This is a genomic window from Corallococcus sp. M7, assembly GCF_054512695.1.
Map to the genome: position 1 here is coordinate 220705 of NZ_CM137252.1, position 15170 is coordinate 235874.

At 71.1% G+C, this 15170-nt stretch carries 11 protein-coding genes; 7 read left to right on the forward strand and 4 right to left on the reverse strand.

The features are described 5' to 3' along the window. Positions 1-23: 23 nt before the first annotated feature. Entirely contained in the window at positions 24-557 is a 534-nt protein-coding gene (locus ACX114_RS00975) for a hypothetical protein (protein WP_459293776.1), read from the forward strand. Here the strand turns inward: ACX114_RS00975 and ACX114_RS00980 are convergent, their stop codons facing one another. The 4 genes from ACX114_RS00980 to ACX114_RS00995 all read right to left on the reverse strand — a co-directional run bounded on the left by ACX114_RS00980 (position 558) and on the right by ACX114_RS00995 (position 8083). Then, complete coding sequence (locus ACX114_RS00980; RefSeq protein WP_459293778.1) at positions 558-2816, reverse strand: lamin tail domain-containing protein; 2259 nt, start codon at positions 2814-2816, stop codon at positions 558-560. 170 nt (positions 2817-2986) lie between these two features. Continuing rightward, a complete protein-coding gene (locus tag ACX114_RS00985) occupies positions 2987-4936 on the reverse strand; it encodes a lamin tail domain-containing protein (protein ID WP_459293780.1) in 1950 nt (649 codons plus the stop codon). A 143-nt stretch (positions 4937-5079) separates the two neighbouring features. After that, positions 5080-6501: an IgA Peptidase M64 gene (locus tag ACX114_RS00990; RefSeq protein WP_459293782.1), complete on the reverse strand. Its 1422-nt coding sequence runs from the start codon at positions 6499-6501 to the stop codon at positions 5080-5082. A gap of 43 nt (positions 6502-6544) precedes the next feature. Continuing rightward, positions 6545-8083 carry a PEGA domain-containing protein gene (locus ACX114_RS00995; protein ID WP_459293784.1) on the reverse strand — a complete coding sequence of 513 codons (1539 nt, stop codon included), beginning with the start codon at positions 8081-8083 and terminating at the stop codon, positions 6545-6547. Positions 8084-8371: 288 nt separating this feature from the next. On the opposite strand from ACX114_RS00995, the gene ACX114_RS01000 reads away from it, so the two are divergent. The 6 genes from ACX114_RS01000 to ACX114_RS01025 all read left to right on the forward strand — a co-directional run bounded on the left by ACX114_RS01000 (position 8372) and on the right by ACX114_RS01025 (position 15169). Further along, positions 8372-9376, forward strand: a complete 1005-nt coding sequence (locus ACX114_RS01000; RefSeq protein ID WP_459293786.1) for an SDR family NAD(P)-dependent oxidoreductase — start codon at positions 8372-8374, stop codon at positions 9374-9376. 85 nt (positions 9377-9461) lie between these two features. Then, entirely contained in the window at positions 9462-10463 is a 1002-nt protein-coding gene (locus ACX114_RS01005) for a diacylglycerol/lipid kinase family protein (RefSeq protein ID WP_459293788.1), read from the forward strand. A 67-nt stretch (positions 10464-10530) separates the two neighbouring features. Then, positions 10531-11220 (forward strand): NUDIX hydrolase, encoded by a 690-nt coding sequence (locus ACX114_RS01010; RefSeq protein ID WP_014393057.1) that lies wholly within the window; start codon positions 10531-10533, stop codon positions 11218-11220. Positions 11221-11403: 183 nt separating this feature from the next. Beyond that, positions 11404-12207 carry a protein phosphatase 2C domain-containing protein gene (locus ACX114_RS01015; protein WP_459293790.1) on the forward strand — a complete coding sequence of 268 codons (804 nt, stop codon included), beginning with the start codon at positions 11404-11406 and terminating at the stop codon, positions 12205-12207. Between the two features lie 4 nt (positions 12208-12211). Continuing rightward, positions 12212-14080, forward strand: coding sequence for a hypothetical protein (locus ACX114_RS01020; RefSeq protein ID WP_459293792.1), 1869 nt, complete (start codon positions 12212-12214; stop codon positions 14078-14080). Positions 14081-14101: 21 nt separating this feature from the next. Then, the gene (locus ACX114_RS01025) at positions 14102-15169 is read left to right on the forward strand and encodes a cysteine hydrolase family protein (protein ID WP_459293794.1); all 1068 of its coding nucleotides are present in this window, start codon (positions 14102-14104) and stop codon (positions 15167-15169) included. The last annotated feature ends 1 nt before the right edge of the window (position 15170 follow it).

A 15170-nucleotide genomic window follows, 5' to 3' on the forward strand; every position in this document is an offset into this window, starting at 1 on the left:
CACGACGCGGGAGGACGTGGCCAATGCGAAGAACGCGCGGGACAGCGGGCCTGCTGGTGCTGGGCCTGGTGGCACTCGGGGGGCTGTCGGCGTGCAACGGCGGCGAGCCGGGCGCGGACGCCCCTTCCGCGAAGCACCGCGAGGGACGTTCGGAGGTGCTGCGCGGGCTGATGGCCTCCAAGGAGACCGTGGACCCCAAGGCCCTGAAGACCGCGGGCGCGGAGGTGAAGGGCGGACCCGCGCCCGCACCCGAGGGAACGGGCGGCTCCGGTCAGCAGCCGCGGCCCATGGGCTGGACCGCGGGCCGCGTGTCCTGGGTGGGCGACGACGAGCTGCTCTTCGTGGACGGCCACGGCCAGGAGCAGGAGGTCGTCGTGGACGAGGCCACGCGGCTCAAGCGCGCCGACGAGAACGTGCAGCTGCGCGACATGTCCGAGGGTGACGAGATCCGCGTCACCTACGAGGACCATGGCCAGGAGTGGATCGCCCGGGACGTGGAGGCCGTGCCCGTGGTCAAGGAGCCCGGGCCCAACCCGCAGTCCCCGCCGCTGCGCTGACTAGAACGCGCCTCCGTCCGCGCGCCGGCCCGGCGAGGACTGCAGTCCGGGCGTCAGCGTGGTGTGCAGCACGAAGCCCGCGTCCGGCGTCAGGTCCGGCGAGCGGTTGATGGACACCGCGTCCACGGTGCTGAAGTACTCCACGCGGTCCACGCCGCCGCCGTCCGGGAGCTTGAGCTGCACGGTGTCCGACGCGTTGTTGAGCGCCAGCGTCCCGCTGGAGGCCGCGACGGTGTCGGGCGTGCCGGCCGGGAAGCCCGCGGGCCCACCGAAGACGACCAGGGGCCGGCCCGGTTGCAGCACCGTGCCCGCGGCGAAGACGTGCTGCGGGTTCAGGGCATCCCACAGGGTCCAGCCGGACAGGTCCATGGGGGCGGTGCCCGTGTTGTAGAGCTCCACGAACTCGTGCGCGGTGCCGCCGGGGAGCGCGGGCTCGTTGGCGAGCACCTCGTTGATGATCACCCGGGGCGCCGTGCGCGTGAACCAGACGCGGCCGGGGATCATGTCGAAGCGCGACGCGTTGGCCGTGTCCACCACGCGCACGCGCACCAGGTCGCTCTCCACGTCGGGCACGGTCCACGTGAAGGTGCCCGCGCTCGCGCTCACGGAAGGGGCCACGACGTTCCAGAGGTCGCCGCCGTCGTAGGTGGCCTCGATGCGCACGGTGCTCATGCCCGCCGAGCGCCACGTGAGCGTCAGCGGGGTGCCCACGATGAACGTGCCGCCCAGGGGCGCGGTGACCCGCACGCGCGGACCGGGAACGCCGCTCAGGTCGTAGCGGGTGAGGACGGGGTAGTGGTCGCTGACGGTGTGGGCGTAGTCCGGAATCGTCGCGTCGGGCCGGAGCACCTGGACGCCGCCGGGCACCGCGTCCACGGCGACCTCGTCGGTGACGAGCGTGTGGTCGATGACGTCGTTGTACTCCGTGGTGGTGCGGATGGTGGCGTCGGTCAGCACCTTCGTGAGGAAGGTGTAGTGCGTGGGGTCGTCCAGGAAGTTCTGGTAAGGCGTGGGCAGCGCGACGCCGTTCTGCGTGGAGATGGAGTGGTCCAGGTCATCGTTCCAGTCGCCGATGACGAGCACGCGCGCCTCGGGCAGCCACTGGTCCAGGTAGCTCTTGAGGGCGGTCGAGGAGCGCTGGCGCTGGCCATAGGACGTCATGTCCTCGAAGGCCTTCATGTGCGTGACGATGACGACCAGCGGCGCGTCCTCGCCGTGGATGCGGGTGGTGAAGTCCACGCGCAGCGGCGGGCGTCCGCCGAAGTCGGCGGCCTGCGCGGTGAGGATGACCTGGGCGCTGCGGTAGGTGAGCGAGCTGTCGTAGACGATGCCGGGCTTCTGCTCGCCCGCGGAGTACAGCGACGCGCCGCTGAGGACGTAGGTGGTGTTGTTGGCGAGGAAGCCGCTGTAGCCGCCGGGCAGCCCTGCCACGAGCGTGTTGAAGTCCGCGGTGTCCACCATCTCCACCAGGCCCCAGACGTGGGCCCCCGCGTCGCGGAGGACGCTCGTCGCTCCCGCGACCTGGAGGTCGTCGGCCACGCCGCCATCGGAGGTGGAGTTGGCCGGGCCCTGGTTGGGCGCGCCGAACCACTCCAGGTTCCAGTGGCCCACGGTGAACAGCGAGAGGGGCGGCTGCACCAGCACGATCAGCCGCGCGGACGCGGTCCGGCCATCCGCGTCGCGCACGGTGGCGGTGAAGAGCGTCGAGCCCGCGGCGGTGGGCGTGCCGGACAGGGCGCCGTTGGTGGAGAGGGTGAGCCCCGCGGCCAGCGTCCCGGTGAAGCTCCAGGTGAGCGGCGCTCGCCCGCCGGAGGCGGTGAGGTTGAAGGCATAGGGCTGTCCCACGCGCCCATCACCGAGCCCCAGGGACGTCACGGTCAGCTCCGCGATGCTGCCTGCATCCGGCGCTCCCGCATCGGGGGGCATGCTGCCGCCATCGGAAGGCACACCGCCGTCATCCGACGCGCCGCCATCGCCGGAGGTGCCACCGTCCCCGGACGCACCCGCGTCGCCAGGCACACCGCCATCGACGGGCACGCCACCATCGTCAGGCTCACCGCCATCCGCGCTGCCACCGTCGGAAGACAGGCCGCCGTCGCCCTGCTCGCCGCCATCGGCTTGCGTACCCCCACCGTCGGACGCGCCGGCATCGGCTTTCACCCCGCTGTCGGAAGGCTCGACCGGCGTCGGCGGCGTGGAGCCGGGACACGCGGTGAGCAGCAGGGCGACGAGGGGCGCGACGATTCGAGGAAGAGCCATGGATGCCATCCGGTCCGGACGCCGGAAGGAAAGCACGACCCACCGCGATGACGGGCGGTGCCTCCCCCTGTCTCCAAGAGTGACACATCCCCCTGTCATCCAAGAAGAAGGGCCGCGCTCCCCGGTGGGGAACGCGGCCCTGAGTCACATCAAGGTGCCAGACGCGGCGACTACGGCGTCGGCGCGCCCGGGGTCAGCGTGGTCACGAACGCGAAGTCCGCGTTGTTGTTGTTCGTGTCGTTGCCGTTCGGCGAGCGCTGCAGGGAGCCCACGGCGCCGTTCGAGTCCGAGGCGGAGGTGCGCGTGCCCTCCTCGAAGTTCAGCGACTTGGCGCCCGCGGCCGTGGTGATGGTGAACGTGGCGTTCTGGGCGCCCGGCTCGTAGAACACGCTGTCGAGGAGCGTGCCCGCCGCGTCGTCGACCAGGCCCACGCCGTCACCGCTGCCGTTCTGGATGATGTCGGTGTTCGCGTTGGAGGCCGACTTGATGATCAGCCGCAGCGTGCCCGCCGGCAGGGTCGCCGTGGTGAAGTACGGCTCGGGCGCCGCGACGATGTAGCCGCCCGCGGGCAGCGACGTGACCGCGTTGCCCTGCGCGTCCTTGACGTCGGACAGGTTGAACTTCAGGTACTCGATGCGCGGGTTGGCGGTGGAGTCGCCGTTGACGAACACCAGCTTGACGTTGGTCAGGTCCGCCGCCGCGGTGCCGCGGTTGTAGATCTCCAGGAACTCCGCGTTGTCGGTGCCCTGGTTGTCATAGTCGATCTCATTGATGACCAGCGACGGGCCCGTCGGAGGAGGCGTCAGGCCGGTGAAGGTCGCGGTCTTGGCGTTCGCGTCCACGGCCTTGCCGGCCAGGTCCGTCACCTCGCCGTTGACCGTCACCGTGTACTGCGTGCCAGCCGCCAGGTCTCCCGTGGTCAGGGCGACCTGGTTGCCCGTCGCCGTCGCCGCGGACACGGCCACGGTCGGCGTGATGCCGAAGTCCGCCGCCTGCACGCTGGACGCGTTGAGCTTGCGGTCGAACGTCAGCCGCACTTCCGTGCCGCTCAGCGGACGCGCCTCGGTGAGCTTCGGCGCGGGGCAGGAGGTGACGGTGAGCTGCTCGGGCGCGAACACGGACACCTGCGGCTGGGCGTTGAAGCGCCAGACCACGCCGGTGGGCACGGTCACGTCGCAGCCCAGGACCAGGTCCAGGTCCGTGGACAGCGTGGTGGGCACGCGCAGGCGCAGGGGGCTGGGGGACTGCTCACCCGTGGTGATCAGCGGGAAGGCGGTGAAGGCCGCGCCGCTGCCAGCGCCCGCCTCCAGCGTGCCGGACACGGTGACCAGGCGGCTCTCGTAGACGCCGGTCGTGCCGCCGTCCTCGAAGGTGCTGACGGTGTTCGCCTCCACCTTCAGGCCCGCGGGCGTCGCGGTGCTCAGGTTCCACACGCCGTGGTTCTTGCTCACCACGGTCAGGTCCGTGACGGTCTTCGCCACGTTGAGCCCGCTGATGATCTCCTTCTCCGTGACGTTCAGCGTCACGCGGTCACCCACGGCGACCGCCGTGGTGGACGCGGAGTCGCGCACGAACATCGCCGGGCCGTTGGCCTCGGCCTGGAGGAAGAAGCCGGAGGCCTCCGTGGCCGCGCTGCCCGCCACCGCGGGCTTGATGAAGGTCACGAACGCGCCGCTCACGATCTGCGGCGTGGTCAGCGCGCCCGCCGGGGCCGAGATGAACGCGGCGATCTGCGCGCTCGTGTCCGCCAGCGGCGTGGTGACGCTGGACGGCGTGCAGGTGTTCGCCGCGATGTCGCAGGACTCAGTCAGCGCGCAGGCCGGGTTGCACGCCTGGGGACCCGTGCCGCCGTCCGTCTCCGTGCCGGCGTCGGTGCCCGCGTCCACGTCCGTGCCCGCGTCCTCCTCCGTGCCCGCGTCCTCCTCGGGAGGAATGTTCAGGTTGCGCAGCTCGCACTTGTTGTCCGCGTTGCAGGTCCACGTCTGGCCCGCGGGGGCCGCGCCCTTGTCACGACAGTCGAACTGATCGACACACTCGTCGCCGCAACCCGTGCCGACCGTGACGAACACGGTGGTCACGAGCGCCGGCAGCCAGCTCCGCTTCAGGCTCTGCTTCAGCATGTGAATGCCTCCCAGATGGGGTGGTCCAGATTGCAGGTGCGGTCCCCCTTACACCCGAAAACAGAGGGGCGTCCATTTGCCCAACCACCTGCCACGTCCCTGTCACGCGAAAGGACGCCCAGGGGCCTGGGAATCGAAGGAAGTCAGGGAGTCTTCCGTGCAGGGGTGGACGCTGGACCCGCGTACAGGTCGATGACCTCGTTGATGCCGCGCTGGCACACCGCGCAAAAGGGCACCCGGTCGCGGGTGAACATCACGCAGTCCGTCTGGGGCCGGAAATAGCCCTTCGCCTCGTAGTGGGCCCCCTCGAAGGCCCCCACCTTCCCGGAGACCTTCTGGGTGCCCAGGAATTTCTCCTCCCAGTTGCGCTGCTCCGTGAAGAGCGCGTCCATCTCCGCCTCGGGTTTACGCTCCGCGCGAATCTTCTGCCGGCGTTGCTGCACCTGCAGGGCATGCGCGTCATAGGTGGGCTGATTCCAGGGCGTGGGCAGCGGGGTCCCCGGCGCCACCAGGTCCTTCCACTTGAGCTGGGCGGGGTCGTGGAGGGCGGTGACGTTCTTCTCCCAGGGCTCCATCCGCTCGGAGGGCGCGGCGCCGTAGACGGGGGCGGACGTGTAGTACTCGTCCGCCAGCCCCGCGAAGTGGTGGCCGAACTCGTGGACGAAGACGTACGGGGCCCAGAGGCTGTCGGAGGCCACGGTGCTGAAGAGGTTGAAGATGCCTCCGCCGCCGTAGGTGTTGCCGTTGGACAGGATTTCGATGAACTCGTAGGGCGCGAAGGCGGCGGTGTCACGCAGCGCGGCGTTGTCGAAGGTGAGGATGTAGCGCTCCGCCCCGAAGGCGTCGTAGGTGGAGCCCAGGGGCGGGCGGCGGTGGACGCCGGTGGAGGGCCGGGAGATGCCGGACTCGGCCGCCGCGGGCATCAGGCCCCAGACGTTGAAGTCCGCCTTGCGCTCCTTGAAGGGGGAGAAGCTGAAGAGGGTGTCCACCAGCTTGCGCGCGTCCTTCTCGAACTTGGCGCGCTCCGCCTCCGTGTAGCCGTCCCCCAGGATGAGGAAGTCCACCTTGTCCTGCGGCGGCCCGTTCTCCAGCAGCTTCAGCAGCGGGCCCGGCGCGGGCGGCGAGGACGGATCCACGGTGGGGTCCTTCGGATCCACCACCAGCGACCAGATTTCGCGGAAGGCGTTCTGCGCGTCGCGCTTCTTCAGGATGACCTGGACGGGGCTGGCCGGCGCGGGGAAGCGCAGTGATTCGCTGAAGGTGCGGTGGGCCTGCTTCGCCTCGTCCGTCAGCTCCCACTCGCCGAAGATGGAGGCGAAGCCGCGCGAGAACAGGAGCCGGTTCGTCTTCCGGTCCCGCACCTCGTAGAGGTACTTGCCCAGGTTCGTCTCGTCGAGGGCCCGCGCCGGGTGGCCCGGCCAGGGCAGGGGCTCCACCACCAGCCGCTCCAGGCTGAAGCGCTCCTCGGTGGCGTTGCCGGTGTGGAAGTAGTCGACGCGGAACGTCCGGGGCGCGGCGAGGGCGGTGCTCGCCGTGAGCAGCAACAGCAGGAGGGAAGCGCGCATGGGGCGCGACTCTACGCGCCCGGCGCCTCCCGGCCAGCAACGGTCAGAACGAGCCCGACACGCTCGCGGCCGCGCCCGTCTCGTCCGCCGTCACGCCCAGCGTCACGGGCGCGGGCTTCGACGGTGAGGAGACGAGGAAGAGCACCGCGCCGGTGACGACCGCCGCGCCTCCGCCCACGAGCAGCCCCGTCATGGCGTGGCTCTTGCCCACCAGCGAGTCGCGCAGCGCGACGGCCCGCGCATCCGTGCTCACCAACTGGCCGCCGTTGGCCGCGCGGCGGTCCTCCAGGCCGTTCAGGTCCTTTTGGGCCAAGAGCCGCACCACGCCCGCGCCGCCCAGGGCCGCCACGCCCGCGCCCATCGCCACGTACGACGCCGTGCGCAGGCCCGCGCTGGGGGCGCCGCCGTCGGAGACGTCCTCCGACAACAGATTCGGCGCGGTGAGGTCCGCGCCCGTGCCGGAGGCGCCGGCCGTGGTCCGCGCGCTGCTCGCGTCCCAGGGCGCCTTGCCGTTGGCGTTGTTCATCACCACGAGGTTGGAGGGCGAGCGCCCGGTGGTGACGAAGTCCACCAGCGCGGAGAGGGCCTCGCCGGGCGCGTCCAGGCCCTGCGTCTTGAAGCCGCCCTCGCGCAGCTTCTGTCCGCCGTCCACGTTGAGCACCGTGGCGGCGAACCACTTGGGCCCGCTGCTCGGGCGCTCCAGCCGCACGACGATGACCTCCTCCACGCCCAGCGTGCCGCCCAGGCGCACCGCGTGGCTCCAGGTGCGCTCCTCGTTGCCGTCCGTAGCGGAGAGGCACGGGAAGGGCGCGGCCGTCACCGACCCCTCGTAGGCCAGGTCCACCAGCAGCGGCGTGTCCGCCCCCTGCGCCTGCACCTGCCGGGGGAAGCTCACCGCGTCCCCCTTCACCATCGTCAGCTCGTACGCGCCCGCGGGCAGCTCCAGCGTGAGCGGCGTCTGCCCCACGCCCAGGCCCTCCAGGTACACGTCCGCCGCGGGCAGCGTGGACTTGAGGGACAGCTTCACCTTGGGCGTCCTGGAGAGGTCGCGGCGCAGCTTCTCGAAGGCCTGCCGGATGGAGGGGGCGTACTGGTCCGGGTCCAACTGGTACTTCGGCTGGAGGCGCAGCACCTGGAGGAAGGCCGCGTCGCTGTCCTTCGTCTTCCCCTGCGCCCGGTGGTTGAGCCCGTGCAGGAGCTGCGCGTGGGCGAAGAGCTTCCAGCGCGGCTCGCCCGGCGGCAGGCGGCGGATGTCGCTCAGGGCGTCGTCCAGGAGCTGGGACGCGCGGGCGTTGCGGCCCTCGTAGAACTGGTCCTGCGCGGCGTCCAGCTGGCGCTGGAGGTCCTCGAAGGAGCGCGAGGAGGCGGGGAAGAGGCGCTCGGCGAACTCGGGCGCGCTCAACACGCGCTGTTCGGGGCGGGCGCGGAGCGCGTCGTAGAACGCCTTGGACTGGCCGCTCAGCTCCGCGTCCCGGCAGTCACCGCTGGAGACCACCAGCCGGTGGGGCGCGGCCCCCGAGGCGGAGGCGCACAGCAGGCACAACAGCAGCGCGAACGCGGACGGCTTCGGACGGAAGGGCATGGTCACGTGGGAGTGAAAGGGATGGCCGGACCGGCGATGCAGGCCGCGTTCCGTCCTCTACCGGACTGTCCACCCTCCAGGCCAGCGACCCCCGGCCCCTGACTCCCGGTCCCGCGTGTGGACCCCCGTCCGGATTCGGAGGCCCCCTGCCTCGCTGGCTGCCCTCCGGGTGAGTCACCGGCGGCCCGGGTGCGACGCCCGGCGTCATCCCCACCTTTCCGTGCACGAACCCTTTCTCAACGCTCGGGCCGTCCAGAGCCGGCGGGCCCGCCAACAAGGACCCACTCCATGGATCGCATCTGGAAGAAGAAGGTCATCGTCATCACGGGCGCCTCCAGCGGCATCGGCCGGGCCACGGCGCTGCTCCTGGCGAAGAAGGGCGCCCACGTGGTCCTCGCCGCGCGGCGGGAGGAGCCCCTGGAGGAGCTGGCGGCCGAGTGCGAGTCCCACGGCGTCCAGGCCCTGATGGTGCCCACGGACGTGTCGGAGGCGCCGGCCGTGCGGATGCTGGCGGAGGCCGCGGTGGAGGCCTTCGGCCACTTCGACGGCTGGGTGAACAACGCGGGCGTCTACATGCTGGGCAGCCTGGAGGAGACGCCGGACGAGGCGTTCCGCCAGCTCATGGAGACCAACTTTTTCGGCACGGTGAGCGGGGCGCGCGTGGCGCTCTCCCAGTTCCGGCGCCAGGGCTACGGGACGCTCGTCAACGTGTCCTCCACCTTTGGCACCGTGCCCGCGCCGTACCTGAGCGCCTACGTGGCCTCCAAGTTCGCGGTGCGCGGCTTCTCCGCGTCGCTGCGCCAGGAGCTGCTGGGCACGGGCATCGACGTGTGCACGGTGATGCCCGCCGCCATCGACACGCCCCTGTGGCGCCACACCGCCAACTACACCGGCTGGCGCGTGCGCCCGGTGGAGCCCGTCTACACGCCGGAGCGCGTGGCCCGCACCATCCTCCGCGTGCTGCGCCACCCCCAGGACGAGGTGATTGTCGGCCCCGCGGGGAAGAGCTTCGCGGCGATGCACGGCCTGTTCCCCCGCACGTACGAGCGCACCATGCGGGTGGGCACGGAGGTGCTGCACTTCCAGGACGAGCGGCAGGGCCCCACCCCCGGCAACGTCTTCCAGCCCATGGAGGAGGGGGACACGGCCTCCGGCGGTTACCACGGCACCGGAAAACAATGGCTGCGTCGTCTGTTGGTAGCCGGAGGGCTGGCCGCCGCGGCGGTGACGCTGCGCCGGCGTGCGGCCGAGCGGCACCTGGACGCGCGGCTCATGCACGCCCTGGGGGTGTGATGCCCATGTTTCCGGGGGAGTCCCCATGCCGGGGCTCTTTTCGTGACGGGGCCATGACATGAACTGGGGAAGAGTCGCGCCCGCCATGAACATCGCCGTTCTCGTCAATCTGCGCGCGCGTAAAGGGACCGAGGGGATGGGGGGGCTCGTTCGAGACCTGCTCCCCCGGGCCCGGGTGGCCCTCACCCGTTCCCTGGAGGAAGCCCAGGAGTGGGTGGACCAGCTCCGCCATGACCCGCCCAACCTGCTGCTGGCGGGCGGAGGCGACGGCACCATCACGGGCCTGCTCAACGAGCTGCGCTCCCAGGGCGTGGCCCTGCCGGCCATTGGCGTGCTGCCGCTGGGCACGGGCAACGCCTGGGCCCGCGTCACCGGGGCGCCGCGTCCGCAGGTGGCCCTGAAGCAGATCGCCGCGTACGGCGAGCGCCTGCCGCCCCTGCGTCCCTTCTCCCTGGTGCGGGTGGAGGGCCGGGTGGCGCCCTTCGCGGGCACGGGCTGGGACGCGGAGATGATTCAGGACTTCAAGAACCAGCTCGCGTCCGCCGGTCCGCTGAAGAAGGCGCAGTCCGGTCTGCGCGGCTACCTGGGCGCCATGTTCACGCGCACGGTGCCGCGCCACCTGTTCGGCGAGGGCAACCCGAACGTCTCCGTCTACAACCTGGGCGCGTCCGCGCTGACCATCGACGCGACGGGCGCGGTGCGGCCGCTGCCCAACGCCGGCGCGGGGCAGCTCTTGTACCAGGGCCCCGCGGGCGTGGCGGGCGCGGCGACGACGCCGGAGTGGGGCTTCGGCTTCAAGGCGTTCCCGTTCGCGCAGGCGGTGCCGCACCGGCTGTCCGTGCGCGTGTACGGCGCGGGCGTGCTGGAGGCCACGCGCAACATGTTCCGCCTGTGGCGCGGTGAGCACCCCATGCCGCGCATGCACGACTTCTTCGTGGAGCGCCTGCGGATGGACTTCGACCGCGAGGTGCCCTTCCAGATGGGCGGCGACGTGCTGGGCATGCGCCGCTCGCTGGAGTTCGACCTGGCGGAGGAGAACGTCAACCTGGTCGACTGGCGCCGCCTGGGCCGGCTCGTCGCCGTCTAGCGTCCCCGCACCTTCCGCTTGCCGGCACCGTGTCCTCTGGACACGATGCTGGCCGGAGGGTTTCCCATTGAGCCACACCTATGAGTACCCGCGCCCGGCGGTGACGGTGGACTGCGTCGTCTTCGGGTTGGACGAGGAGGACCTCAAGGTGCTGCTCATCCAGCGAGGCGTGGAGCCGTACCAGGGCCGGTGGGCGCTGCCCGGTGGCTTCGTGCGCATGGACGAGTCCCTGGAGGACGCAGCGCGCCGTGAGCTGGAGGAGGAGGCGGGCCTGCGCACCAGCCACCTGGAGCAGCTCTACACGTTCGGTTCTCCGGACCGCGACCCCCGGGGCCGCGTCATCACCGTGGCGTACTTCGCGCTGGTGAAGCTGTCCCAGCACCACCTCCAGGCCTCCACCGACGCGCGTGAAGCGGCGTGGTTCTCCGTCTGGGACACGCCGAAGCTCGCGTTCGACCACGCGGACGTGCTGGCCACCGCGCTGCAACGGCTCAAGGGCAAGGTGCGCTACCAGCCCATCGGGTTCGAGCTCCTGCCGCCCAAGTTCACGCTGTCGCAGCTCCAGCGGCTGTACGAGACGGTGCTGGAGCGCGAGCTCGACAAGCGCAACTTCCGCAAGAAGATCCTCGCCATGGACCTGCTGGAGGAGCTGGACGAGGTGGAGCAGGACGTCTCCCACCGCGCCGCGCGCCTCTACCGGTTCGACCACAAGAAGTACAAACAGCTCGAGAAGGCCGGCTTCAACTTCGAGCTCTGAACACCCCCACCTCCCGGATGTACCCATCAGCGCCCGCTGACAGGTTGTCCCACGTCGCCTTGACTTCGTGTCATATGGACACTATGTTGGTGTCGTAGATACACGAAGTCGGGCGGCGCGGGGCCGCTCACTCGCCAGCAGGTTCTTGCGTCGTGCGTGCCCTTCGAGGGCCACGGGAGAGCCATGTCCACGCTGCCCTTCGATGTCGCGGTGGGTTCGGTGCAGGGCCGGGAGCACGCGCGCTCGGGTCGCAACAACCAGGACGCCGCCTGCGTCCGGGAGAGCGAGCACGGGCTGGTGGTGGTGGTGGCGGACGGGTGCGGCAGTCAGCCATGCAGCGAGCTGGGGGCGCAGTTGGGCGTGCGGCGGCTGGCGCAGGCGGCGCAGGCGAGGCTTCAGCGCGGTGAGGCCGTGGATGGCGCGGACTTCCTGCCGGGGCTGAGAGGGGACCTGCTGGAGTTGATGGAGGGCTTGGCGTCCACGCTGGGGCGGGACGTGCTGGGGGACCTGCTCTTCACGCTGGTGGGCGCGGTGGTGACGCCGGTGCACACGCTGGTCTTCTCGTCGGGGGACGGCGTGTGGATGCTCAACGGCGAGGTGCATGCGCTGGGGCCGTTCCCGGGCAACGCGCCGCCGTATCTCGCGTATGCGCTGCTGCGTGGCGAGGACGTGCGGCTGGAGCCCCGGGCGCTGGTGCCCACGGAGGACGTGCACGCGCTGCTGGTGGGCACGGACGGGGTGGGGGACCTGCTGGGCCTCTCGCAGGCGCGACTGCCGGAGCGCGATGAGCCCGTGGGCCCGCTGTCACGCTTCTGGACGGACGACCGGTACTTCACGAACCCGGACGCGGTGCGACGGCGGCTGGCGCAGCTCAACCGCGAGTCGGTGCGCGCGGACTTCGCGGAGCGGCGGCTGCTGCGCACGCCGGGCCTTCTGACGGACGACACCACGCTGGTGGTGCTGCGCCGCCGGATGGGGAGGGCGTGAGGCCATGGACGTCTGGCTGGAGGGAAAGAAGGTCCGGGTGGATCCGCGGCAGGCGCTGGGCAAGGGCGGCGAGGCGGATGTGTATGACCTGGGCGATGGCCGCGCGCTCAAGGTCTTCAAGCAGCCTGAGCACCCGGACTACTTCGGACTGGTGCCCGAGCAGGCCGCGGCGAAGGCACGGCTCGTGGAGCACCAGCGCAAGCTGCGCGCGTTTCCCTCGGGGCTTCCGGCGCGGGTGGTGACGCCGCAGGCCCTGGCTACGGACAAGAAGGGCGCGGAGGTGCTGGGCTATGCGATGCGCAAGCTGGACGGCGTGGAGCCGCTGCGCCGGTGGAGCGAGCCCGCGTTCCGGCGCGCGGGAGGCAAGGCCTCGGACGCGGTGACGGTGCTGGCGGGGCTGCACCGGGTGCTGGCGGCGGTGCACTCGGCCCGGGTGGTGGTGGGGGACTTCAACGACCTGAACGTGCTGACGGTGGGCGCGGACGCGTACTTCATCGACGCGGACAGCTTCCAGTTCGGTCCCTTCGTGTGCCCGGTGTTCACGGAGAAGTTCCTGGACCCGCTGCGGTTGGACCCGGGCGCGCAGACGCTGACGCCCGCGCGGCCGGCGACGGTGGAGAGTGATTGGTATGCCTTCGCCGTCACCGTGATGCAGTCGCTGCTGTGCGTGGGGCCGCAGGGCGGCATCCACAAGCCGAAGGCGCAGGCGGCGCGGTTGAACGCGGTGGGACGGATGCTCCAGCGCGTCACGGTGTTCCATCCGGATGTGCAGTACCCCAAGCCCGCGCTGCCTCGGGCCTCGCTGCCGGATGAGCTGCTGCACCTGTTCCACCAGGTGTTCGTGGAGGACCGGCGCGGCGCGTTCCCGCTGCCGGTGCTGGAGGGGCTTCGCTTCACGGTGTGCGCGTCGTGTGGCCTGGAGCACGCGCGGGCCGCGTGTCCCACGTGTCAGCCGCACGCGACGGTGGCGGCCACGCCGGTGTCGGCGGTGCGCGGGCAGGTGACGGCGAAGCGGACGTTCACGACCCGTGGCGTGCTGGTGCACGCGAGCGCGGAGGACGGAGCGGTGCGCTTCGTCTACCACGCGGACGGCGCGTACCGGCGCGAGGACGGCCGCACGGTGATGCGCGGCGCGCTGGATCCGACGCTGCGCTGGGCGGTGCAGGGGGACGTGACGCTGCTGGGGCACAAGGGCCGCGTGGCGGTGTTCACGCCGGGCCGGGAGACGGAGTACCTGGGCGTGGATGTCTGCGACCACCGGCCGGTGTTCGCGGCCAATGCCAGACACCGGTTCTGGGCGGCGGGCGGCGGGCTGTGGCGCGACGGGGCCTATGGGGCCGAGCAGTGGGGGGACGTGCTGCAGGGACAGACGCGGCTGTTCGTGGGACCCCGGTTCGGCCTGGGGTTCCACCGCGCGGCGGGGCTGCGGGGGGCCTTCCTGTTCAACGTGGAGCGCAAGGGTCTGCGGGACGGGCTCGCGCTGCCGTGGCCGTCGGGGCAGTTGCTGGACGCGGAGGCCGTGTTCGACGCGGACTCGGTGTGGCTGCTGCTCGCGGAGGAGGCGAATGGCCGCACGGTGCACCACGCGGTGCTGCTGGGGGCGGACGGAGCGGTGCGCGCGAGCGCCCGGGCTGACGCGGGGGATGGCTCGTGGCTGGGGACGCTGCGTGGAAAGTGCGCCGTGGGGGGCGCGCTCTTCTGCGCCACGGACGCCGGGCTGACGCGCGTGGAGCTCCAGCAGGGCCAGTTGGTGGTGGTGCGCGAGTTCCCGGACGCGGAGCCGTTCGTGGACGCGGGCCGGGGGCTCCTGCTGTCGCGCGAGGGATTGACGGTGGTGGGGGCCCAGGACCTCACCGTGCTTCGGATGAAGTGAAACACACACAGGGGGCTGGACATGAAGAAGACGACCGTGAAGGAACTGCCGCTGCCCGGGTTCTACAATTCCAACCACGCGGCGGAGTACGGCTACGGCCCGAACGCCGGGAAGCTCCAGCGCGACGCCGGGGCGTGGAAGGCGGCGCAGGGCGTGACGGCGGCGGCCACGGACCGCTTCAACCTGCACCTGCTGCTCATCGACGTGCAGAAGGACTTCTGCTTCCCGGATGGCTCGCTGTACGTGGCGGGGCGCAGCGGGCGGGGGGCCATCGATGACAACCGCCGCATCGCGGAGTTCATCTACCGGAACCTGGGGACGCTGACGAACGTCACGGCGACGCTGGATACGCACTTCGCCTACCAGATCTTCTTCCCGTCGTTCTGGGTGGACCAGGACGACCAGCCGCTCCAGCCGTACCGCGAGGTGACTCGCGAGCAGATCGAGCGCGGCCAGGCGAAGCCGAATCCCGCGGTGGCGAAGTGGCTGTGCGGCGGCAACTACCCGTGGCTGCTCAAGCAGGTGAAGTTCTACTGCGAGGAGCTGGAGCGCGCGGGGAAGTACACGCTCTACCTGTGGCCGCCGCACTGCCTGCTGGGCAGCGATGGGCACGCGCTGTCGGGCGTGGTGCAGGAGGCGCGGCTGTTCCACTCGTACGCGCGCGGCGTGCAGTCGTGGGCGGAGGTGAAGGGCGGCAACCCGCTGACGGAGAACTACTCGGTGCTGCGGCCGGAGGTGCTGATGCGGCATGACGGCCAGCCGCTCGCGCAGCGCAACACGCAGTTCCTGAAGACGCTGCTCACGTCGGACGCGGTGGTGATTGGCGGCCAGGCGGCGAGCCACTGCGTGAAGAGCAGCATCGATGACCTGCTGGGAGAGATTGTCGCGCAGGACGCGGCGCTGGCCCGCAAGGTGTACCTGCTGACGGACTGCATGTCGTCGGTGACGGTGCCGGACGGCAAGGGCGGCTTCGCGGCGGACTTCACGCCGCAGGCGGACGCGGCGCTCAAGCGCTTCGCGGACGCGGGCATGCACCTGGTGAAGTCGACGGATCCGCTGGCGAGCTGGCCGGACCTGCACCTGGCGTGAC